The sequence below is a fragment of the Pseudomonas plecoglossicida NBRC 103162 = DSM 15088 genome (assembly GCF_000730665.1).
In the GTDB taxonomy this organism is placed as follows: Bacteria; Pseudomonadota; Gammaproteobacteria; order Pseudomonadales; family Pseudomonadaceae; genus Aquipseudomonas; species Aquipseudomonas plecoglossicida.
Window position 1 is genome coordinate 168,377 of sequence record NZ_BBIV01000009.1, and the last position, 22,574, is coordinate 190,950.

The window sequence follows — 22,574 nt, forward strand, 5'->3', positions numbered from 1 at the left end:
ATGAATCCGCTTCTACGCGCTCGATGCAGTCTTTGCAGGAGCGGATTTATCCGCGAGAAACACGACTCAGCAACCGGGGCAACCGCTCACTCCTCGACGCTCATGTATTCCTTGGCCCAGCGGATGTAGTCCTCAGGCTGGGTGTAGGTGTGCGAGAGCTCGGTGGCGCTGAGGTTTTCGGACTTGTTCTGCTGCCCACGCTGCAGGCGCAGGCAGTCGTAGGTGGCCTTGATCGCGGCGAAGTACGCAGCGTGGCCATCGACCACGATACGCACGCCAAGGCGCGCCAGGCGCTCGTCGTCACGCAGGTTGGGGTTGGCGTAGGTCACCAGCATCAACGGTACGGTCAGGTGCTCGGCGATCTGCTCCAGTTGCTCGAAGTCCTTCACGCCGACCATGCAGATGCCGTCGGCACCCGCTTTCTGGTAGCTCTGGGTGCGCACGATGATTTCCTCGGTGCTGAGCACGCCGGCGTTGGTCCGGGCAATGATCGACAGCGAGGAATCCACCCGCGCCTCCAGCGCCGCGCGGATCTTGCCCACGCCCTCGTCGACCGGAATCAGGTCGGTGGACTTGCGCCCGAACTGGGCTGGCAGCAGCGTGTCTTCGATGGTCAGCGCCGCCACGCCGGCGCGCTCGAGTTCGATGACCGTGCGCATCACATTGAGCGCATTGCCGTAGCCATGGTCGGCATCGGCCAGCACCGGCAGCTGGGCGATACGGCCGATACGGGTGGCCTGCTCGACGAACTCGCTCAGGGTGATCAGGGCGAAGTCCGGCGCCGCCAGCACCTGCAAGGACGCGACCGAACCGCCAAGGATCCCGACTTCGAAACCCAGGTCGGCGGCAATGCGCGCCGACATCGGATCGAACACGGAAGCGGTGTGATAGCAGGAACCTGAAGCGAGCAGCTCGCGGAAGGCAAAACGCAGATCTTGATGGGAAGCCTTGGGCATGATCACTCCGCTAATAGGTAAAAATAGAACGGTTGCTACCGACCCCTGAATCGGTTCTACCTGACCTGTTCCAACCGTCGCCATCTGGGCGGTCATGCTCGACATGCAGGCAGAGGAATAAAAGGTGTGGGAGACAGCGACAAAAAAACCGGTGGCTTTTAAATGCACCATGCTGGTGCAAGCCCCGGATTTCAGCTTCTGCGGTACAGCCACGATATCACGCGGCCATGCAGCACTGGATGAATGCGCCAATGCCGATCTTGCATAGGGGATGCAGATAGTACATAGGAAGCTACCTAAGTCGCGTTACAATCCTTGCCATCCGCTCCAGCCCTGACAAGGTAAGCCCCGTGACCGCCGCCCTGCCCCCCACCGACCTGCGCAACGTGCTCACGGCCCTGATGCTGGCCATTTTCCTTGGCGCCCTGGACCAGACCATCGTCGCCGTTTCACTGCCCGCCATCTCGGCCCAGTTCAACGATGTCGGCCTACTGGCCTGGGTGATCTCCGGCTACATGGTGGCGATGACCGTGGCCGTGCCCATCTACGGCAAGCTGGGTGACCTGTATGGCCGCCGGCGTATGATCCTCACCGGTATCAGCCTGTTCACCCTGGCCTCGATCGCCTGTGCGCTGGCCCAGGACATGCAGCAACTGGTGGTGGCGCGGGTGCTGCAAGGCATCGGCGCGGGCGGCATGGTTTCGGTAAGCCAGGCGATCATCGGCGAGTTCGTCCCGCCGCGCGAACGTGGCCGCTACCAGGGCTATTTCAGCAGCATGTACGCCGTGGCCAGCGTGGCCGGGCCAGTGCTTGGCGGCTGGCTGACCGAGTACCTGTCGTGGCGCTGGGTATTCTGGATCAACCTTCCGCTGGGGCTGGTCGCCTTGTGGGCCATTCGCCGGGCCCTGGCCGGCGTGCCAACGCAGCGCCGAAACGCCCAGGTCGACTATACGGGCGCGCTGCTGCTGATCCTCGGCCTGGGAAGCCTGCTGCTGGGTATCACACTGGTGGGCCAGGGCCAGGGGTGGACCGCGGCACCCGTGCTGGCCCTGTTCATCTGCGCCGGCCTTGGCCTGGCGCTGTTCATCGGCCATGAGCGTCGCTGCCAGGAGCCCCTGCTGCCGCTGGACCTGTTCGGCAACCGGGTCGCCGTGCTGTGCTGGGGGGTGATCTTCTTCGCCAGCTTCCAGTCGATCTCGCTGACCATGCTGATGCCCCTGCGCTACCAGGGCATTACCGGTGCCGGCGCCGACAGCGCCGCGCTGCACCTGTTGCCGCTGGCCATCGGCCTGCCCATGGGGGCCTTTATCGGCGGGCGGATGACCACCTTCACCGGTCGCTACAAGCCGCAGATCCTTGCCGGTGCGATATTGATGCCGATGGCCATCTTCGCCATGGCCATCACCCCAGTGCAGTCCGTTCTGCTCAGCGGCGTGTTCATGCTGTTGACCGGGTTCGCCTGCGGCTTGCAGTTCCCGACCTCATTGGTGGGCACGCAAAGCGCAGTGGGCATCAAGGACATCGGCGTGGCCACCAGCACTACCAACCTGTTCCGCTCGCTGGGCGGGGCCTTGGGGGTGGCGTGCATGTCCAGCCTGCTGCTGGCGCTGCTGCATCAGGGCGGGCTTGAAGTGCTGGGCAATCCATTGCTAGGGAGTCTGCAGACGGGTGAGCCGGAGCCGGCGATGCAGGCGCGGCTGGTGGAAACGTTCCGTCATCTGCTGATGGGCAGTGCTGCGGTGGCCGTTGTAGCGTTGTTGGCAGCGGTGGCGTTGCCGGACCGGCAGTTGCGTGGGCGCTAGGTCTTGGGGGCGCTTTGCGCCTCAATCGCCGGCAAGCCGGCTCCCACCGAAGACGGGTTTAATCCCTGCTTAATGAAGAAGGGAAACACTTCCTCACAAACCTTAACAAAGTGTCATTTGCGCAGCGCGGGGCTCAAGCGCAGCATATCCAGCCCGGTGTCGACCCATTGCTCGGCACCGCCCAGCAGGTCGAAGCTGTCGGGCAGCAGCAACCAGCGCCCGATCAGGCCATCGACATAGGCAAACAAGGTGACCGCCGCGCGCTCGACATCCAGCCCGGCCGGCAACTGTTCACGGCGCACGGCATTGGCCAGCGCCAAGGTAATGCCCTCGTGGCAGTCCAGCACCGCACCCTGGCGCTGCTGGCGAATTTCACACATGTCGTCGGTGAACTCGCACTTGTGATGCAAGATCTCATTGATACGCCGCGTTCGCGCGTCGAGCACCAGCTCGTTGAACACTTGCAGCAACAATTTGCGCATGCAGCCCAGCGGGTCCAGTTCGTCTTCGCTTTCGCTAGCGCGCGCCAGGTGGTCATGGGTTTCGTGCAGGCTGTCCAGCAAGGCCTGCACCAGCTCGGCCTTGTTGTTGAAGTGCCAGTAGATAGCCCCCCGGGTCACGCCCGCCAGCTCGGCGATTTCGGCCAGCGTGGTACGCGCGACCCCGCGCTTGTAGAAGGCCCGTTCCGCGGCCTCGATGATCTGGGCGCGGGTCTCCTGGGCTTCTTCTTTGGTTCGACGGACCATGGCAGTACGACCTCATCTGGGCCCGCAGGCACTGCGCCTGGGGGAAATCCGCCGGGGGCACCTCTTCTGGGCGCCTGCCGGATGGGCTAATCGACGGCTGGGGTGGTCATCTACTACCACCCAGCGCTATTTACAAACAACCGTGAATGTAAGTATATTCGTTAGTAAGCTACTCCGATAAAGACTCTTCCATTACTCTTGAGCGCCTCCCTGCTCCAGCGACCCGAGGATCACATGCAATTCAAGCCAGCCGTTACCGCTCTGGTTTCCGCCGTCGCCCTGGCAACCCTGCTAAGTGGCTGCAAGAAAGAAGAAGCCGCGCCCGCAGCGCAGGCTCCTCTGGTCGGCGTCGTCACCTTGCAAGCGCAAGCCTTCACCCTGACCTCGGAACTGCCGGGGCGCACCAGTGCCTACCGCGTCGCCGAAGTGCGCCCGCAGGTCAATGGCATCATCCTCAAGCGCCTGTTCAAGGAAGGTAGCGAGGTCAAGGAAGGCCAGCAGCTCTACCAGATCGACCCTGCGGTGTACGAGGCCAACCTGGCCAACGCCCAGGCCAACCTGCAGGCGACCCGCTCGCTGGCCGAGCGCTACAAGCAACTGATCGTCGAGCAGGCAGTCTCCAAGCAGGAATACGACGATGCCAATGCCAAACGATTGCAGGCCGATGCATCGCTCAAGAGTGCGCAGATCGACCTGCGCTATACCAAGGTGCTGGCGCCTATCAGCGGCCGCATCGGCCGCTCCTCGTTCACCGAAGGTGCACTGGTGAGCAACGGCCAGACCAACGCCATGGCCACCATCCAGCAGCTCGACCCGATCTACGTCGATGTCACCCAGTCCACCGCCGAGCTGCTCAAGCTGCGCCGTGAGCTGGAAAGCGGCCAACTGCAGAAGGCCGGCAATAACGCCGCGTCGGTACAGTTGGTGCTGGAGGACGGCAGCCTGTTCACCCAGGAAGGTCGCCTGGAGTTCTCGGAAGTCGCGGTCGACGAGACCACCGGTTCCGTGACCCTGCGCGCCATCTTCCCGAACCCCGATCACACCCTGCTGCCAGGCATGTTCGTGCATGCGCGGCTCAAGGCCGGGGTCAACAGCAATGCCATCCTGGCGCCGCAGCAAGGCGTGACCCGTGACCTCAAGGGCGCCCCTACCGCGCTGGTGGTCAACCAGGCGAACAAGGTCGAACTGCGCCAGCTCAAGGCCAGCCGCACCCTGGGCAGCGATTGGCTGATCGAGGAAGGCCTGAACCCGGGCGACCGCCTGATCACCGAAGGCCTGCAGTACGTACGCCCAGGTGTCGAGGTCACGGTCAGCGATGCGACCAACGTCAAGAAGCCGGCCGGCCCTGATCAGGCCAGCGCGGCCAAAGCAGACGCCAAAGCGGAGTAAACCATGTCGAAGTTCTTTATCGATCGCCCGATCTTCGCCTGGGTGATCGCCTTGGTGATCATGCTGGTCGGCGCCTTGTCGATCCTGAAGCTGCCGGTCAACAGTACCCCAGCATCGCGCCACCGGCCATCGCCATCTCCGTGACCTACCCGGGCGCCTCGGCGCAGACCGTGCAGGACACCGTGGTGCAGGTCATCGAGCAGCAGCTCAACGGTATCGACAACCTGCGTTATGTGTCTTCGGAGAGCAACTCCGACGGCAGCATGACCATTACCGCCACCTTCGAGCAGGGCACCAACCCTGATACCGCGCAGGTCCAGGTGCAGAACAAGCTGAACCTGGCCACCCCGCTGCTGCCGCAGGAAGTGCAGCAGCAAGGTATCCGCGTCACCAAGGCAGTGAAGAACTTCCTGCTGGTGATCGGTCTGGTGTCCGAAGACGGCAGCATGACCAAGGACGACCTGGCGAACTACATCGTTTCCAACATGCAGGACCCGATCTCGCGTACCGCCGGTGTCGGTGACTTCCAGGTGTTCGGTGCACAGTACGCCATGCGTATCTGGCTCGATCCGGCCAAGCTGAACAAGTTCCAGCTGACCCCGGTCGACGTCAAGACCGCCGTTGCCGCGCAGAACGTCCAGGTATCCTCCGGCCAGCTCGGCGGCCTGCCTGCCCTGCCCGGTACCCAGCTCAACGCCACCATCATCGGCAAGACCCGTCTGCAGACCGCCGAGCAGTTCGAGAAGATCCTGCTCAAGGTCAACAAGGATGGCTCGCAAGTACGCCTGAGTGATGTCGCCCAGGTTGGCCTGGGTGGCGAGAACTACGCCGTCAGCGCCCAGTTCAACGGCAAGCCGGCCTCGGGCCTGGCAGTCAAGCTGGCCACCGGCGCCAACGCCCTCGACACGGCCAGGGCCCTGCGCAAGACCGTCTCCGACCTGGAGCCGTTCTTCCCGCCGGGCGTGAAAGCAGTGTTCCCGTATGACACCACGCCAGTGGTCACCGAATCGATCAGCGGGGTGATCCACACCCTGATCGAAGCCGTGGTCCTGGTGTTCCTGGTGATGTACCTGTTCCTGCAGAACTTCCGTGCCACCGTCATCACCACCATGACCGTTCCGGTGGTATTGCTCGGCACCTTCGGCATCCTCGCCGCCGCAGGCTTCAGCATCAACACCCTGACCATGTTCGCCATGGTTCTGGCCATCGGCTTGCTGGTGGACGATGCCATCGTCGTGGTGGAGAACGTCGAGCGGGTCATGTCCGAGGAAGGCTTGCCGCCCAAGGAGGCGACCAAGCGTTCCATGGAGCAGATCCAGGGAGCGCTGGTGGGTATCGCCCTGGTGCTGTCGGCGGTACTGCTGCCCATGGCCTTCTTCGGCGGCTCCACCGGTGTGATCTACCGCCAGTTCTCCATCACCATCGTCTCGGCCATGGGCCTGTCGGTGCTGGTGGCCCTGATCTTCACCCCGGCGCTGTGCGCCACCATGCTCAAGCCGCTGAAGAAGGGCGAGCACCATGTGGCCAAGCGCGGCTTCTTTGGCTGGTTCAACCGCAACTTCGACCGCAGCGTGGAAGGCTACGAGCGCAGCGTCGGCACCATCCTGCGCAACAAGCTGCCGTTCCTGCTCGCCTACGCCCTGATCGTGGTCGGCATGATCTGGCTGTTCGCCCGTATCCCCACCGCGTTCCTGCCCGAGGAAGACCAGGGCGTACTGTTCGCCCAGGTACAGACCCCGGCCGGCTCCAGTGCCGAGCGCACCCAGGTGGTGGTCGACCAGATGCGCGAGTACCTGCTCAAGGAAGAAGGCGATACCGTTGCCTCGGTGTTCACCGTCAACGGCTTCAACTTCGCCGGTCGTGGCCAGAGCTCGGGCATGGCGTTCATCATGCTCAAGCCATGGGACGAGCGCTCCAAGGAGAACAGCGTGTTCGCCCTGGCCCAGCGTGCCCAGCAGCATTTCTTCACCTTCCGCGATGCGATGGTGTTCGCCTTCGCCCCGCCTGCGGTACTCGAACTGGGTAACGCCACCGGCTTCGACGTGTTCCTCCAGGACCGTGGCGGTGTCGGCCATGAAAAACTCATGGAAGCGCGCAACCAGTTCCTGGCCAAGGCCGCGCAGAGCAAGGTGCTCAGTGCCGTGCGCCCGAACGGCCTGAACGATGAGCCGCAGTACCAGCTGACCATCGATGACGAGCGTGCCAGCGCCCTGGGCGTGACCATCGCCGACATCAACAACACCCTGTCGATTGCCCTCGGTGCCAGCTACGTCAACGACTTCATCGACCGCGGTCGGGTCAAGAAGGTGTACATCCAGGGCGAGCCGAATTCGCGGATGAGCCCGGAAGACCTGCAGAAGTGGTACGTGCGCAACGGTAAAGGCGAGATGGTGCCGTTCTCCTCCTTCGCCAAGGGCGAGTGGAGCTACGGATCGCCGAAGCTGTCGCGCTACAACGGCGTCGAGGCGATGGAAATCCTCGGTGCACCGGCCCCGGGCTACAGCACCGGTGAAGCCATGGCCGAGGTGGAGCGCATCGCTGGCGAGCTGCCTGACGGCATCGGCTTCTCCTGGACCGGCATGTCCTACGAGGAAAAACTCTCCGGCTCGCAGATGCCTGCGCTGTTCGCCCTGTCGGTACTGTTCGTGTTCCTCTGCCTGGCAGCCCTGTACGAAAGCTGGTCGATCCCGATCGCGGTCGTGCTGGTGGTGCCACTGGGTATCATCGGTGCACTGGTCGCCACCAGCCTGCGCGGGTTGTCCAACGACGTGTACTTCCTGGTCGGCCTGTTGACCACCATCGGCCTGGCGGCGAAGAACGCGATCCTGATCGTCGAATTCGCCAAGGAACTGCACGAGCAGGGCCGCAGCCTGTATGACGCAGCGATCGAAGCGTGCCGCATGCGTCTGCGCCCGATCATCATGACCTCGCTGGCGTTCATCCTCGGCGTGGTACCGTTGACCATCGCCAGCGGCGCGGGCGCCGGCAGCCAGCACGCCATCGGCACCGGTGTGATCGGCGGCATGATCAGCGCCACCGTGCTGGCGATCTTCTGGGTACCGCTATTCTTCGTCGCAGTGTCGTCGCTGTTCGGCAGCAAAGAGCCGGAAGCACACGCCACCCCTGAAACTCCACGTTATGAGGCTGGGCAATGACCAAGTCCTTGCTGTCCCTGGCGGTAACCGCTTTCATCCTGGGCGGCTGCTCGCTGATACCCGACTACCAGACTCCGGAGTCGCCGGTGGCTGCGCAGTGGCCGCAAGGCCCTGCGTACTCGCCGGCCCAGTCGGCCGACGTGGCCGCCGCCGAACAAGGCTGGCGCCAGTTCTTCCACGACCCGGCGCTGCAGCAGCTGATCCAGACCTCGCTGGTCAACAACCGCGACCTGCGCGTCGCGGCGTTGAACCTCGAAGCCTACCGTGCCCAGTACCGCATCCAGCGGGCCGACCTGTTCCCGGCCGTTTCGGCCGATGGCAGCGGCAGCCGTCAACGGGTCCCGGCGAACATGTCGCAGACCGGCGAATCCGGCATCACCAGCCAGTATTCGGCCACTTTGGGCGTCAGTGCCTATGAGCTGGACCTGTTCGGCCGGGTGCGCAGCCTGACCGAGCAAGCCCTGGAAACCTACCTGTCCAGCGAGCAGGCGCGCCGCTCCACGCAAATCGCCCTGGTGGCCAGCGTGGCCAACGCCTACTACACCTGGCAGGCCGACCAGGCGCTGTTCAAGCTGACCGAAGACACGCTGAAGACCTACGAGGAAAGCTACAACCTGACCCGCCGCAGCAATGAGGTGGGCGTGGCGTCGGCACTCGATGTCAGCCAGGCGCGCACCGCCGTGGAAGGCGCGCGAGTCAAGTACTCGCAGTACCAGCGCCTGGTCGCCCAGGACGCCAACAGCCTGGCTGTGCTGATCGGTACCGGCATTCCTGCCGACCTGGCCAAGCCCCTGGAACTCAATGCCGACCAACTGGCCGAAGTACCGGCCGGGCTGTCGTCGGACGTGCTCCAGCGCCGCCCGGACATCCAGGAAGCCGAGCACCTGCTCAAGGCCGCGAACGCCAATATCGGCGCTGCGCGCGCAGCGTTCTTCCCGAGCGTGAGCCTGACCGCCAACGCCGGCAGCCTGAGCCCCGACATGGGTCACCTGTTCTCGGGTGGCCAAGGCACCTGGTTGTTCCAGCCACAGATCAACCTGCCGATCTTCAACGCCGGCAGCCTGAAGGCCAGCCTGGACTACTCGAAGATCCAGAAGGACATCAACGTCGCCCGCTACGAAAAGACCATCCAGACAGCCTTCCAGGAAGTTTCCGATGGCCTGGCGTCGCGCAAGACCTTCGAGGAACAGCTGCAGGCGCAACGCGACCTGGTGCAGGCGAACCAGGATTACTACCGCCTGGCAGAGCGTCGCTACCGCATCGGCATCGACAGCAACCTGACCTTCCTCGACGCCCAGCGCAACCTGTTCAGTGCCCAGCAGTCGCTGATCACCGACCGCCTCTCGCAGCTGACCAGCGAGGTCAACCTGTACAAGGCGCTCGGCGGTGGCTGGTACGAGCAGACCGGGCAGGCCAACCAGCAGGCATCGGTGGATACGCCGAACAGCTGATCGTTCTGTCGGTCACTCAAGCCCACCCTCGCGGTGGGCTTTTTGTTTTCAGCTGTCTGAAAAAATCCTAACGCTTGCACGATCCCTCTGTGGGAGCCGGCTTGCCGGCGATAGGGCCCTGACAGGCTATCCAAGTCTGCCTGCTCCTGCCTCATCGCCGGCAAGCCGGCTCCCACAGGGATCGTGTACGGCAAACAATTAACCAACTGGAACATTCCGTTCGATTATCGCCCTGTTCCGCTTGCGGCGAATTGCCTCCTCAGCGCCCTACCCCGCACCATCCTTCTTGCAACGTTGCCCTGGTTCATCAAACAGCCCCGCCCTGCAGGCCGCACCCTGCAGCGCACCGGCTCGCCAATAAAAACAAGAGATCCACCACCGATGAGCACTTTGCAACCCGCACGCCAGCTGCTGCCCGGCTTGTTGGCCATGTCCTGCGCCCTCCCCGTGTTGGCCGCCGAAGGCGGTTTCATGGAGGACGCCAAGGCCAGCCTCAACCTGCGCAACTTCTACATCAACCGCAATTTCGTCGACCCGGCCCATCCCCAGGCAAAGGGTGAGGAATGGACCCAGAGCTTCATCCTCGATGCTCGCTCGGGCTTCACCCAGGGCGCCGTCGGCTTCGGTGTCGACGTGCTGGGCATGTACTCGGTCAAGCTCGATGGCGGCAAAGGCACCACCAACACCCACCTGCTACCGGTGCACGACGATGGCCGCCCTGCCGACGACTTCGGCCGCCTCGGCGTGGCCTTGAAGGCCAAGCTGTCCGAGACCGAACTGAAGGTGGGCGAATGGATGCCGGTATTGCCGATCCTGCGCTCGGACGATGGGCGCTCGCTGCCCCAGACCTTCCGCGGCGGCCAGCTCACCTCCAGGGAAATCGACGGCCTCACCCTGTATGCCGGCCAGTTCCGCGGCAACAGCCCGCGCAATGACGCCAGCATGGAAGACATGTCGCTCAACGGCCGCGCGGCCTTCACCTCCAACCGCTTCAACTTCGGAGGCGGTGAATATACCTTCAACGACAAGCGCACCCTGATCGGCCTGTGGGATGCCCAGCTCAAGGACATCTACCGCCAGCAGTACCTCAACCTGGTCCACAGCCAGCCATTGGGCGAATGGACCCTCGGCGCCAACCTGGGCTACTTCATCGGCAAGGAAGACGGCGCCGAGCGCGCCGGCCAGCTCGACAACCGCACGGCTTCGGCGATGCTGTCGGCACGCTACAAGGGCAATACCTTCTACGTCGGCCTGCAGAAAGTCAGTGGCGATGACGCCTGGTTGCGGGTCAACGGCACCAGCGGTGGCACGCTGGCCAACGACAGCTACAACTCAAGCTTCGACAACGCCAAGGAACGTTCCTGGCAGGTGCGCCATGACTTCAATTTCGTCAGTATCGGCATTCCCGGGCTGACCCTGATGAACCGCTACATCAAGGGCGACAATGTGATGGCGGGTGGTATTGAAGACGGCAAGGAATGGGCGCGGGAGACGGAGCTTGCCTATGTGGTGCAATCGGGGTCGTTCAAGGACTTGTCGGTGAAATGGCGCAATTCCACGATGCGTCGGGATTTCAGCACCAACTCGTTCGATGAGAACCGCTTGATTGTGAGTTATCCGTTGAATCTGCTGTGACGTTGCCGGCCTCATCGCGGGCAAGCCCGCTCCTACAGGGTCCGGGTTTGCCCGCGATGATGCTAAATAACCAAAAGGAATAGATGCTAAATTAATCCTTCGTTGACGGCATAAATGGTATGCCGCTTAAATCGACCTCTGTTCCAACCGCAGAGCCTCGACATGGATCTTCGTCAACTGCGCTACTTCATCGCCCTCACCGAATACCGCAGTTTCGTCCGCGCCGCCGAAGCCATGGGTATCACCCAACCTGCCTTCAGCCGGGCCATCCAGGGCCTGGAGCAAACCTTCGGCTGCCCACTGGTCGACCGCGCCAGCAAGGCCCTGCCCCCGACGCCTGAAGGCCTGGTGGTGTTGCAGCACGCACGGCGGCTGGTCCAGGGTGCTGCGCAGCTGAGCAACGATGTGCTGCAGATGACCAAGCTCGACGCGGGCGAACTGCATTTCGGCAGCGGCCCTGCCCTGGCGGTGCGCCTGGTACCCGATGCCTTGCAGCACTTCATCGCCCGCCACCCCGGGATCCGCACCTCATTGCTGGTCGACAACGGCGAACGCCTCGGCCAGGCGCTGCGCCGGGAGCAGATCGAATTCTTCGTCGACGACGTTCGTCCCTTCGAAGCCGACCCCAACTTCCACACCGCCCCCCTCAGCCCGCGCCCGGGCCTGTTCTTCTGCCGCCCCGGCCATCCCCTGCTGGCCAAGGACAGCTTGTCGACCAACGACCTGTTCGCCTACCCCCTGGCCAGCGCCCTGCTCACACCGGGTGTACGCAAGCGCCTGGCCAATCTGAGCGGGCGCAGCGACTTCACCCCGCACCTGCAGACCGAACACCTGGCCGTGCTGCGCAGCGTCGTGCTGGCCAGTGATGCGATAGGCACCGCCAGCGAGGAAGCGGTGGCCGACGACCTGGCCGAGGGAAGCCTGGTACGCCTGCACTGGCGCAACCTGCCACCGGCGCTCGAGGTGCTGAGCGTGCGCTGCGGCGTGGTCAGCCGCAGCGGATACCGCCTGTCACCAGCCGCACGAGCGATGATCGAGACCCTGGTGGGGCTGGATGCGCCGCTGCGAGCTGCTGCCATTCACTGAACTGATGATGGTTCGACTGCAAGCTATTCTCAGCAATAGTGGGCTTTCGGCTGCCCCGGGAGGAACAACAATGAAAAACCTCGTCGAACACTTGAGCCAATACGCCGCCTATCACCGCGATCCACGCAACATTGCCACCCACTTCGTCGGTATTCCGCTGATCGTGCTGGCGGTCACCGTATTGCTCTCACGCCCGGGCTGGGATGTGGCAGGCATGTGGCTGTCGCCGGCCTTGCTCGCTGCTGCGGCTTCAGTCTGGTTCTACCTGCGCCTGGACCGACGCTTCGGGCTGGTGATGGGTTTGCTGCTGGGGCTGTGCCTGTGGGTTGGCCAGGTGCTGGCAGTGCAAAGTACCGCGCTGTGGCTCAGTGCCGGGCTGGGGGCTTTCGTGGTGGGCTGGATCATCCAGTTCGTCGGCCACTATTACGAAGGGCGCAAGCCGGCATTCGTCGACGATGTCAGCGGGTTGATCATCGGGCCGCTGTTCGTGGTGGCAGAAGCCGGGTTCATGCTTGGGCTGTGGCCTGACCTGAAGCGGGCGGTGGAGGCCAATGCCGGGCCGGTGGCGCTGCGGCAGAAGAAAGCTGCCTTGTAGGATTCACTGGCCCTATCGCCGGCAAGCCGGCGATAGGGCCCGAAAAGCCCAGCGAATCTCAACCCTGGCGCGACTCCACACCCAACTCATCCCACACCGACTCCGCCAGGTGGAAGGTGGCATTGGCCGCTGGAATGCCGCAATAGATCGCGCTCTGCATCAGCACTTCCTTGATCTCGTCGCGGGTCACGCCGTTGTTGGCTGCCGCACGCAGGTGCAGCTTGAGTTCATCGTTGCGGTTCATGCCGATCAGCATGGCGATGGTGATCAGGCTGCGGGTGTGTCGCGGCAACCCTGGGCGGGTCCAGATATCGCCCCAGGCATGGCGGGTGATCATTTCCTGGAACTCGCCGTTGAAGTCGTTGAGCTTCTCCAGGCTGCGGTCCACATGGGCATCGCCGAGCACCGCGCGACGCACCTGCATGCCGGCATCGTAACGTTGTTTCTCGTCCATGGCGGACTCCTCAGCGGGCCAGCAGGAAGTCGAGCACGCGGCGGCTGAACGCCTCGCCGACCTCGACGTTGGACAGGTGCGCAGCCGGGAACTCGGCATAGGTGGCGCCGACGATGTTGGCCTGCATGAAGCGGCCATGCTCAGGCGTGGTCACCGCGTCTTCAGTCCCGGCGACGATCAGCGTCGGCACCTGGATGCGGTTCAGTTGCTCGCGGAAATCGGCATCACGCACGGCTGCGCAATTGGCGGCGTAACCCTGGGGCGAAGTCTGCGCGAGCATCTGGCAGATGCGCTGCGCCTGCTGCGGCTGGGCCTGGGCAAAAGCGGGGGTGAACCAGCGGGCGATGGACGCATCGCGCAGGTCGGCCATGGCTTGCTGACCGCCTTTGAGCACCGTGTCGATACGGCTGTTCCAGACCTCGTCGTTGGCGATCTTCGCCGCCGTGTTGCACAGGGTCAGGCTGTGCAGGCGCGGGCCGGCATGGATCCCCAGCCACTGGCCGATCAGGCCACCCATGGACAGGCCGACGAAGTGTGCGTGGGGAATATCCAGCGCATCGAGCAGGGCCAGCACATCGCGCCCCAGTTGCCCGATGCTGTACGGGCCCTCGGTCACCAGCGAGGCGCCATGGCCACGGGTGTCGTAGCGCAGCACGCGCAGGTACTCGCTCCACAGCGGAATCTGGCTGTCCCACATGCCCAGGTCGGTGCCGAGCGAGTTGGACAGCACCAGCACCGGGGCATCTTCCGGGCCATCGATTTGATAATTCAGTACGCCATCGGCCAGTTGCAATTGCGCCACAGCGGTCTCCTTCAGGCAGTGAAACGTTGATGTTCAGCCACCGCCCGCGCCACCCAGACGCGGGCCTGGCCGAGGTAATGGGCAGGGTCGAGCAGGCGATCGAGTTCTTCTGCCGAAAGCTCGGCGCTGACCTGCGGCTCGTCGCCCAGCACAGCGCGCAGGTGGCGCTGTTCGGCCACGGCGCGCTGGCAGCATTGCTCCAGCAGATGGTGGGCACGGTCACGGCCCAGGCGCTGGGCCAGGACGATGCTCACCGCCTCGGCCAGCACCAGGCCCTGGGTCAGGTCGAGGTTGCGGCGCATGCGCTCGGCGTCAACCTCCATGCCTTCGGCGATCACCTGGGCCTGGCGCAGGGCCCCGGACACCAGGCAGCAGATATCCGGCAGTGTTTCCCACTCGGCATGCCACAACCCCAGGCTGCGCTCGTGCTCCTGGGGCATGGCGGCGAACAGGGTCGAAAGCAGGCCCGGAACACGGGTGGCGGCACCGATCAGCACCGCCGCACCCACCGGGTTGCGTTTGTGCGGCATGGTCGATGAGCCGCCCTTGCCGGGCGCGGAAGGCTCGAATACCTCGCCCGCCTCGGTCTGCATCAGCAGGCTGATGTCGCGGCCGAACTTGCCCAGGCTGCCGGCGATCAGGCCGAGCACCGAGGCAAACTCCACCAGGCGATCGCGCTGGGTGTGCCAGGGCTGTTCCGGCAGGCTCAGCCTGAGGTGTTCGGCCAGGGCTTCGGCGACCGGCATGGCCTTGCTGCCCAGGGCCGCCAGGCTGCCGGAGGCGCCACCGAACTGCAGCACCAGCAAGCGCGGGCGCAGCTCCTGCAACCGTTGGCGGTGGCGTGTGAGGGCACCGAGCACACCCGCCAGCTTCATGCCCAGGGTGACCGGCGTGGCGTGCTGCAGCCAGGTACGGCCCACCAGGGGCGTGTCGGCGTGTTGCAGAGCCTGGTGCGCCAATGTGTCGGCCAGCTTGGCGAGGTCGGTTTCGATCAGTTCGAGCGCTGCGCGCAGCTGCAGGACCAGACCGGTATCCATGGCATCCTGGCTGGTGGCGCCAAGGTGGACGTAGCGCTCCGCTTCCGGTACGCCGCTGGCAATCACCTTGCCCAATGCCTTGACCAGAGGGATGGCCGAATTGCCCGCCGTGGCGATGGCATCGGCCAGCGCGCGGACATCATAGCGCTCGGCCTGGCAAGCGGCCTCGATGGCTGCCACCGCACTGTGCGGCACCAACCCGGCACCGGCCTCGGCACGGGCCAGCGCCGCCTCGAAGTCGAGCATGCCCTGCAGGCGACCCCGGTCGGAAAACACCTCGCGCATGGCCGGGGCGGTGAAGTAGGCGTCGAACAGTTGGTTGCTCATGCAGCGTCCTTAGTCGTCATGGTGCAGGTACGCCGCTTGTTTCGGCAGCCGCAGGCTGAACAGGAAGGCAATCGCCATCATGGCGGTCACGTACCAGTAGAAGGTGTTCTCCATGCCCATGGTTTTCAAGCCCAGGGCCACGTACTCGGCCGAGCCGCCGAACAGCGCGTTGGCCACGGCGTAGGCGAGGCCCACACCCAGCGCGCGCACCTGCGGCGGGAACATCTCGGCCTTCACCAGGCCGCTGATCGAGGTGTAGAAACTGACGATGCACAGCGCCAGGGTCACCAGCACGAAGGCCATGAATGGGCTGCTCACGGTTTTCAGGGCCATCAGCAGAGGGACGGTGAAAATCGTACCCAGGGCGCCGAACAGCAGCATCGAGTTACGTCGGCCGATGCGGTCTGAGAGCATGCCGAAGAACGGCTGCAGCACCATGAACAGGAACAGTGCACCGGTCATCACGAAGCTGGCGTTCTTTGCCGTCATGCCGGCGGTATTGACCAGGTACTTCTGCATGTAGGTGGTGAAGGTGTAGAAGATCAGCGAGCCACCGGCGGTGTAGCCGAGCACGGTGATGAAGGCCGCAGCGTGGTTGCGGAACAGGCCCTTGATCGAGCCGGCGTCCTTGTCCTTGCGGGTTTCGGCGCTGCTGGTCTCGTGCAGCGAACGGCGCAGCATCAGCGAGATCAGCGCAGCGATGGCGCCGACCACGAAAGGAATGCGCCAGCCCCAGGCGCGCAGCTCGTCCTCGCTCAGCAGTTGCTGCAGGATCACCACCACCAGTACCGCCAGCAACTGGCCGCCGATCAGGGTGACGTACTGGAACGAGGCGAAGAAGCCGCGCTGGCCGCGCAGGGCCACCTCACTCATGTAGGTGGCGGTGGTGCCGTACTCGCCACCGACCGACAGGCCCTGGATCAGGCGGGCCAGCAACAGCAGCGCCGGTGCCCAGGCGCCGATGCTGGCGTAGGTCGGCAGGCAGGCGATCATCAAGGAGCCGAAGCACATCATCAGCACCGAGATCATCAGCGAATTCTTGCGCCCGTGGCGGTCGGCCAGGCGGCCGAAGATCCAGCCACCGATGGGGCGCATCAGGAAGCCTGCGGCGAACACACCTGCGGTGTTGAGCAATTGCACGGTGGGGTCGTCGGAGGGGAAGAAGGCTGGGGCGAAGTAGATCGCGCAGAAGGCATAGACGTAGAAGTCGAACCACTCCACCAGGTTGCCTGACGAGGCACCGACGATGGCGAAGATACGCTTACTGCGTTCTTCACCGGTGTAATAGGCTGAGGTCATGACGGTTTTACTCCTGGAGGGTCGTAGGTAAGTCTAGACATACCTAGTAACACACTCGTTCCGCTGGCAGGCTGGCAATTGGCCTTGTGTCGTAGCTACTGGCCTCATCGCGGGCAAGCCCGCTCCTACAGAGAATGCGTGGTTCCTTGTAGGAGCGGGCTTGCCCGCGATGAGGCCGGTAAGGATCAAACCCGCTCGATGGCCAACGCCAACCCTTGGCCAACCCCGACACACATGGTCGCCAAGCCTTTGCGCCCACCACTTTTCTCAAGCTGATGCAGCGCAGTCAGCACCAGGCGCGCACCGCTCATGCCCAGCGGGTGCCCCAGGGCAATCGCGCCACCATTGGGGTTCACCTGCGGCGCATCGTCGGCCACACCCAGCTCGCGCAGCACCGCCAGGCCCTGACTGGCAAACGCTTCGTTGAGCTCGATCACATCGAAATCACTCACCGCCACACCCAGGCGCTCGGTCAGCTTGCGTACCGCCGGCACCGGACCGATGCCCATGACGCGGGGTGCAACACCGCCGCTGGCCATGCCCAGCACACGGGCACGTGGGGTCAGGCCGTGTTTCTTCACCGCCTCCGCCGAAGCCAGGATCAATGCCCCAGCACCGTCGTTGACGCCCGAAGCGTTGCCCGCGGTGACGGTCTTGTCCGGGCCATTGACCGGCTTGAGCTTGGCCAGCGCTTCCAGGGTGGTTTCCGGGCGCAGGTGCTCATCGCACTCGACCACGGTTTCGCCCTTCCTGTGGGCAATGCGCACCGGCACGATCTCTTCGGCGAAGAAGCCGGCAGCCTGGGCCGCGGCGGCTTTCTGCTGGCTGCGCAGGGCGAAGGCGTCCTGGTCGGCGCGGGACACCTGGTAATCGTCAGCGACGTTGTCTGCCGTCTCGGGCATCGAATCCACGCCGTACTGGCTCTTCATCAGCGGGTTGATGAAACGCCAGCCGATGGTCGTGTCTTCGAGCTTCATGTTGCGCGAGTAGCCACTTTCGGCCTTGCCCATGACGAACGGCGCACGCGACATCGACTCGACGCCGCCGGCGATCGCCAGCTCCATCTCGCCGCTGGCGATGGCGCGGAATGCCGTGCCGATGGCGTCCATGCCCGAAGCGCACAGGCGGTTGAGGGTCACGCCCGGCACGCTCTCGGGGAGACCGGCCAGCAGCAGGGCCATGCGCGCCACGTTGCGGTTGTCTTCGCCGGCCTGGTTGGCGCAGCCGAAGAACACCTCGTCGAGCTGATCCCACTGCACGCCCGGGTTACGCTCGATCAGCGCCTTCAGCGGCACCGCTGCCAGGTCATCGGCACGTACACCGGCCAGGGCGCCGCCGAAGCGGCCGATCGGGGTGCGGATGGCGTCACAGATAAATACGTCGCGCATCAGGCTTCTCCTGCCACTTGGCCATGGGCGGCTGCGGTGCGGGCTTCGAGGTCGCGCAGCGCGCCCAGTTCCACCTCGGTGGGTTCGGCGGTGGTCTGTACAGTGTCGGCGAAGCGGATCGCCCAGCCGGTGGCGGCGATGATCTGCTCGCGGGTCACGCCCGGGTGGATGGCGGTGACGACGAACTCGTGGGTGCCGGCTTCCGGCTCCATGATGCACAGGTCGGTGATGATGCCGACCGGGCCTTCGCCCGGCAGGCCCAGGCGCTTGCGTGAATCACCGCCTTCACCGTGGCCGACCGAGGTGATGAAGTCGAGCTTGTTGACGAAGGCACGCGGCGACTGCTTGAGGATGATCAGCACCTGCTTGGCGGAACCGGCGATTTCCGGCGCGCCACCGGCACCCGGCAGGCGGGTTCTGGGCGCGTGGTAGTCACCGACCACGGTGGTGTTGATGTTGCCAAAGCGATCGACCTGGGCTGCACCGAGGAAGCCGACGTCGATTCGGCCACCTTGCAGCCAGTAGCGGAAGATCTCGCCGGTCGGCACCACGGTGTCGGCGGTTTCGGCCAGCTCGCCGTCACCGATCGACAGCGGCAGCACGCTCGGCTTGGCACCGATCGGGCCGGACTCGTAGATCAGCACCACGTCGGGCGACGAGGTCAGGCGCGCCAGGTTGGCGGCCTTGGACGGCAGGCCGATGCCGACGAAGCAGACAGCGCCGTTGCGCAGGCGGCGGGCGGCGGCAACAGTCATCATTTCAGAGGTGGAGTAGCTCATTGTGCAGCCTCCGCAGTGCTGGCCAGCTTGGCCTTGAATGCGTTGAAGTCGGCGGTGCCACGGATGTAGGTGTCGATCCAGGCGGTGAACGAGTCGCGGTTGCGCGCGATCGGGTCCCAATCCTGGTAGAAGCGGTTGTCACGCTCGTAGTAGCCGTGGGCATAGGACGGGTGGGCGCCACCCGGTACCAGGCACACCGCGCTGAGGGCCCAGGTCGGCAGGACGCAGGCGTTCATCGGCGCCTGCAGGTCATCGACGATTTCCTCGACGGTGACGATGCAACGCTTGGCCGCCAGGGCCGCTTCCTTCTGCACGCCGAGGATGCCCCACAGCAGCACGTTGCCTTTGCGGTCGGCCTTCTGCGCGTGGATCACGGTGACGTCCGGCCGGACCGAAGGCACGGCCGCCAGCACTTCGCCGGTGAACGGGCAGGTGACACTCTTGATCAGCGGGTTGACCTTCGGCAGATCGGAACCTGCGTAAGCGCGAAGCACCGCGAACGGCAGGCCGGATGCACCGGCCACGTAGGCGTTGGCAAGGTCGGCGTGGCTGTGCTCTTCGATCTCGATCGCGTGTGGCCACTGCTTTTCCACGGCATCGCGCAGACGGTGCAGCGAGCCGACACCCGGGTTGCCACCCCACGAGAAGATCAGCTTGCGGGCGCAACCGGCACCGATCAACTGGTCATAGATCAGGTCCGGGGTCATGCGCACCAGGGTCAGGTCGCGTTTGCCCTGACGGATGATCTCGTGGCCGGCGGCGGTCGGGATCAGGTGGGTGAAGCCTTCGAGGGCGACGGTATCGCCGTCCTGGATGAACTGCTTCACGGCCTCGTGAAGCGGGAGAATTGCAGCCATTGGGAGACTCCTGGTCAGGGTGCTACGTTGCGTTCAGATTAAGGAGAGAGGTGGGTGGCTTACAATCCGATAATCGACTATTGGTGCGATTATCGAACGATTTGTTGTCCTTTCTCTGATGCCTGCTACAGGCCCCCTACGTCGCGTCCGCGTGGCTCACCAACCCCTTCACGATCACACCCACTGTCGCCAGTGCCGCCGGCACCAGCAACGCAGTCAGCACCTGTTCGAAGTTCCAGCCCAGGCCCAGCAGTGTCGCCCCGCTCCAGGCGCCCAGAATGGCGCCAAAGCGGCCTATACCCAGCATCCAGGACACCCCTGTGGCGCGTCCCTGGGTGGGATAGAAGCGCGCCGCCAGCGAAGGCATGGCCGATTGCGCGCCGTTGACGCACATGCCGGCGATCAGTACCAGGGTGGCAAGCACGGTGATGTTGCCCAGGCTCTGGCCGACCGCATAGGCGAACACACCCGCCAGCAAGTAGAAGACGCCAATGACCTTGTGCGGGTTGAAACGGTCCATCGCCCAGCCCACCGCAACCGCGCTGAGCACGCCACCGAACTGGAACAATGCACCGATGAATGCGGCCTGTTCCATGCTCGCGCCACTGTCGCGCATCAGGGTCGGCAGCCAGCTGGTCAGCAGGTAGACGATCACCAGGCCCATGAAGTAGGTCAGCCACAGCAGCAGCGTGCCCAGGCCATAGGTGCCGGAGAAGATCACCGCGAACACATTGCGCGCCGCCACGACCTTCTGCTCCGGCACACTGAAGCTGGCCGCCTGGGCCACCACGGCAGGGGCAATCGGCGAGAGAGTCTTGCGGACCTTGTCATTGCCGCGGTTGCGCACCACCAAGAAGCGCGCCGACTCCGGCAGCCAGAACAGCAGCACCACCGCCAGCAGCAGCGGCAGCACGCCACCGATCACCAGCAGGCTATGCCAGCCATACGCCGGGATCATCTTGGCCGAAATGAAGCCGCCACCGGCCATGCCCAGGTTGAAGCCGCAGAACATGCTGGTGACCAGCAACGACTTGAGGCGCTCCGGGGTGTATTCGGACAGCAGCGTGGTGGCGTTGGGCATGCCGGCACCCAGGCCCAGGCCGGTGAGGAAACGCAATACCAGCAACGGGTCGACGTTGGCGGCGTAGGCCGAAGCCAGGCTGAAACCACCGAACACCAGAACCGCTGCCACCAGTACCCCCTTGCGGCCAAACCGGTCTGCCAGCGGCCCCGAGCCCAAGGCACCGAACACCATGCCGATCAACGCGGCACTCATCACAGGGCCCAGGCTGGCGCGGTCGATGCCCCACTCCTGGGACAACGCCGGCGCGATGAAGCCCATGGCGGCCGTGTCGAGGCCGTCAAGAAAGACGATCAGAAAACACAGGATCACCACGCGCCATTGATAACGCGACAGTGGTTGTTGGTTGATGAAGGACTGTACGTCGAGGCAATGCCCGACAGCGTGGGGTTTGTTCATTGTTGTTATCCAGGAGTTGGGCACGGTCGGGCCGCTGCGGCAAGGAAACAAGCGCAGGGGTAACTATCAGGAAGTGCGAACGGTGTTCAGCCTGGAAACAACAGCACTGCGAGCGGGTGCGGCCGCGGCAGCGAAGGGACAGTGGTCATTAATGTGCGCCTCATATGTTGTTCTTGTTCGGTCGGCAAGGCCGACCGTTGCGAAAACATTAATCAGCGAATGAGGGGGGTGCAATTGACCGGGCACGACACTGTGCGTTTATCGCACAGGAAACGGGGTAAAGGGGCGCATTGCGCCCCTTTCGCCGGCAAGCCGGCTCCCACAAGGGCCCCGCTGTACGTGAAAAATACCTGTCAGCCAAACAACTGGTGGCACAGATCGCGGCTGGCCGCCAACAGGATCGGCAGGAACCGCTGCTCCAGTTCGCTGCGACTGACTCGGCCCACGTGTGTGCTGACATTCAACGCCGCCAGCACCTGCCCCGAGGCGTCATAGATCGGCACGGCAATCGACCTGAGCCCTTGTTCGAGCTCCTGGTCGACCACGCACCAGCCCTGCGCACGCACCTGCTGGATGCAGGCGAACAGCGATTCGGCGTCATGCAGGGTACGGCTGGTGCGCGCCGTGAGATCTGCACGATCCAGGTACTCGCGCAGACTGGTGTCGTCCATCGCCGCCAACAGAATCCGCCCCATCGACGTGCAATAGGCCGGCAGTCGCCCACCCACCGACAGGTCGACCGAGATCAGCCGCTCCACTGTGGCCGATCGAGCTATATAAAGAATGTCATCGCCTTCGAGGGTGGCCATGTTGGCGGCCTCGTGCAACTGGTCGCTGATGCGGTCCAGGTACGGCTGGGCGGACACGGCCAATGGCGTCGACGACAGGTAGGCATGGCCCAGCGTCAGTACCTTGGGCAGCAGCGAATAGGTACGGCCATCGGTGGTGGCGTAGCCGAGCTTGATCAGCGTATGCAGGCATCGCCGCACGGCGGCCCGGGGAATCTCGGTACGGTGACTGATCTGGGCGATCGTCAGGTGGCGTTTGCGCTCCTGAAAGGCCTGGATCACCGCCAGCCCCCGTGCCAGGGAGGTCATGAAATCGGGGTCGCCGGTAAACGCCTGGATGCGTTTCGCTGGCGAGGCCACGATCGGCGGTGCCAGCGCCGGCGAACTCGGGCGGGACGCTTCGGGATTGGCCGATTCGTTGGCCTGGGTTTGGTCGCTCATCGCTTACCTCAAAAAATCGCTACCTCGTGCGATTATCGAACGAACGGCCGATAATCGCAATTGACCACTGACAAATTTACTTATACCTTTCTCCTGCCACCTTGTGG

17 protein-coding genes and 1 pseudogene are annotated in these 22,574 nt (G+C 64.1%); 7 read left to right on the top strand and 11 right to left on the bottom strand.

The features are described 5' to 3' along the window. Positions 1–86: 86 nt before the first annotated feature. Entirely contained in the window at positions 87–956 is an 870-nt protein-coding gene (locus tag PPL01S_RS07130) for an isocitrate lyase/PEP mutase family protein (RefSeq protein ID WP_016395603.1), read from the bottom strand. A gap of 350 nt (positions 957–1,306) precedes the next feature. Between PPL01S_RS07130 and PPL01S_RS07135 the strand changes: the two genes are divergently transcribed. After that, entirely contained in the window at positions 1,307–2,758 is a 1,452-nt protein-coding gene (locus PPL01S_RS07135) for an MDR family MFS transporter (RefSeq protein ID WP_028625473.1), read from the top strand. Positions 2,759–2,871: 113 nt separating this feature from the next. Here the strand turns inward: PPL01S_RS07135 and ttgR are convergent, their stop codons facing one another. Then, on the bottom strand, positions 2,872–3,504 hold the full coding sequence (gene ttgR / locus PPL01S_RS07140; RefSeq protein WP_016395601.1) for an efflux transport transcriptional regulator TtgR: 633 nt from the start codon (positions 3,502–3,504) through the stop codon (positions 2,872–2,874). A 234-nt stretch (positions 3,505–3,738) separates the two neighbouring features. On the opposite strand from ttgR, the gene ttgA reads away from it, so the two are divergent. The 6 genes and pseudogenes from ttgA to PPL01S_RS07170 all read left to right on the top strand — a co-directional run bounded on the left by ttgA (position 3,739) and on the right by PPL01S_RS07170 (position 12,815). Beyond that, complete coding sequence (gene ttgA, locus PPL01S_RS07145) at positions 3,739–4,893, top strand: toluene efflux RND transporter periplasmic adaptor subunit TtgA (protein WP_016395600.1); 1,155 nt, start codon at positions 3,739–3,741, stop codon at positions 4,891–4,893. Between the two features lie 3 nt (positions 4,894–4,896). Next, positions 4,897–8,048, top strand: a pseudogene (gene ttgB, locus PPL01S_RS07150) (multidrug efflux RND transporter permease subunit TtgB). Further along, positions 8,045–9,499, top strand: coding sequence for an AdeC/AdeK/OprM family multidrug efflux complex outer membrane factor (locus tag PPL01S_RS07155; protein ID WP_016395598.1), 1,455 nt, complete (start codon positions 8,045–8,047; stop codon positions 9,497–9,499). Before ttgB ends, PPL01S_RS07155 begins: the two are co-directional and overlap by 4 nt. A gap of 381 nt (positions 9,500–9,880) precedes the next feature. Next, entirely contained in the window at positions 9,881–11,134 is a 1,254-nt protein-coding gene (locus PPL01S_RS07160; RefSeq protein ID WP_028625474.1) for an OprD family porin, read from the top strand. A 162-nt stretch (positions 11,135–11,296) separates the two neighbouring features. After that, complete coding sequence (locus PPL01S_RS07165) at positions 11,297–12,220, top strand: LysR family transcriptional regulator (protein WP_016395596.1); 924 nt, start codon at positions 11,297–11,299, stop codon at positions 12,218–12,220. Positions 12,221–12,290: 70 nt separating this feature from the next. Next, positions 12,291–12,815 (top strand): Mpo1 family 2-hydroxy fatty acid dioxygenase, encoded by a 525-nt coding sequence (locus PPL01S_RS07170; protein ID WP_016395595.1) that lies wholly within the window; start codon positions 12,291–12,293, stop codon positions 12,813–12,815. A gap of 58 nt (positions 12,816–12,873) precedes the next feature. On the opposite strand, the gene pcaC is transcribed toward PPL01S_RS07170, so the two are convergent. The 9 genes from pcaC to pcaR form a co-directional block, all read right to left on the bottom strand. After that, on the bottom strand, positions 12,874–13,269 hold the full coding sequence (gene pcaC, locus PPL01S_RS07175) for a 4-carboxymuconolactone decarboxylase (RefSeq protein ID WP_016395594.1): 396 nt from the start codon (positions 13,267–13,269) through the stop codon (positions 12,874–12,876). A gap of 10 nt (positions 13,270–13,279) precedes the next feature. Then, complete coding sequence (gene pcaD, locus PPL01S_RS07180) at positions 13,280–14,071, bottom strand: 3-oxoadipate enol-lactonase (RefSeq protein ID WP_028625475.1); 792 nt, start codon at positions 14,069–14,071, stop codon at positions 13,280–13,282. 11 nt (positions 14,072–14,082) lie between these two features. Further along, complete coding sequence (locus PPL01S_RS07185; protein ID WP_016395592.1) at positions 14,083–15,435, bottom strand: 3-carboxy-cis,cis-muconate cycloisomerase; 1,353 nt, start codon at positions 15,433–15,435, stop codon at positions 14,083–14,085. A 9-nt stretch (positions 15,436–15,444) separates the two neighbouring features. Then, positions 15,445–16,734, bottom strand: coding sequence for an MFS family transporter (locus PPL01S_RS07190; RefSeq protein ID WP_016395591.1), 1,290 nt, complete (start codon positions 16,732–16,734; stop codon positions 15,445–15,447). A gap of 185 nt (positions 16,735–16,919) precedes the next feature. After that, positions 16,920–18,125, bottom strand: a complete 1,206-nt coding sequence (gene pcaF / locus PPL01S_RS07195; RefSeq protein ID WP_174435902.1) for a 3-oxoadipyl-CoA thiolase — start codon at positions 18,123–18,125, stop codon at positions 16,920–16,922. Beyond that, positions 18,122–18,901 carry a CoA-transferase subunit beta gene (locus PPL01S_RS07200; protein ID WP_028625477.1) on the bottom strand — a complete coding sequence of 260 codons (780 nt, stop codon included), beginning with the start codon at positions 18,899–18,901 and terminating at the stop codon, positions 18,122–18,124. The genes pcaF and PPL01S_RS07200 overlap by 4 nt, the downstream gene beginning before the upstream one ends. Next, positions 18,898–19,758 (bottom strand): CoA transferase subunit A, encoded by an 861-nt coding sequence (locus PPL01S_RS07205; protein WP_016395588.1) that lies wholly within the window; start codon positions 19,756–19,758, stop codon positions 18,898–18,900. The genes PPL01S_RS07200 and PPL01S_RS07205 overlap by 4 nt, the downstream gene beginning before the upstream one ends. A gap of 136 nt (positions 19,759–19,894) precedes the next feature. Beyond that, positions 19,895–21,238, bottom strand: coding sequence for a 4-hydroxybenzoate transporter PcaK (gene pcaK, locus PPL01S_RS07210; RefSeq protein WP_028625478.1), 1,344 nt, complete (start codon positions 21,236–21,238; stop codon positions 19,895–19,897). Between the two features lie 353 nt (positions 21,239–21,591). Beyond that, entirely contained in the window at positions 21,592–22,467 is an 876-nt protein-coding gene (pcaR, locus tag PPL01S_RS07215; RefSeq protein WP_016395586.1) for a pca regulon transcriptional regulator PcaR, read from the bottom strand. Positions 22,468–22,574 lie beyond the last annotated feature (107 nt).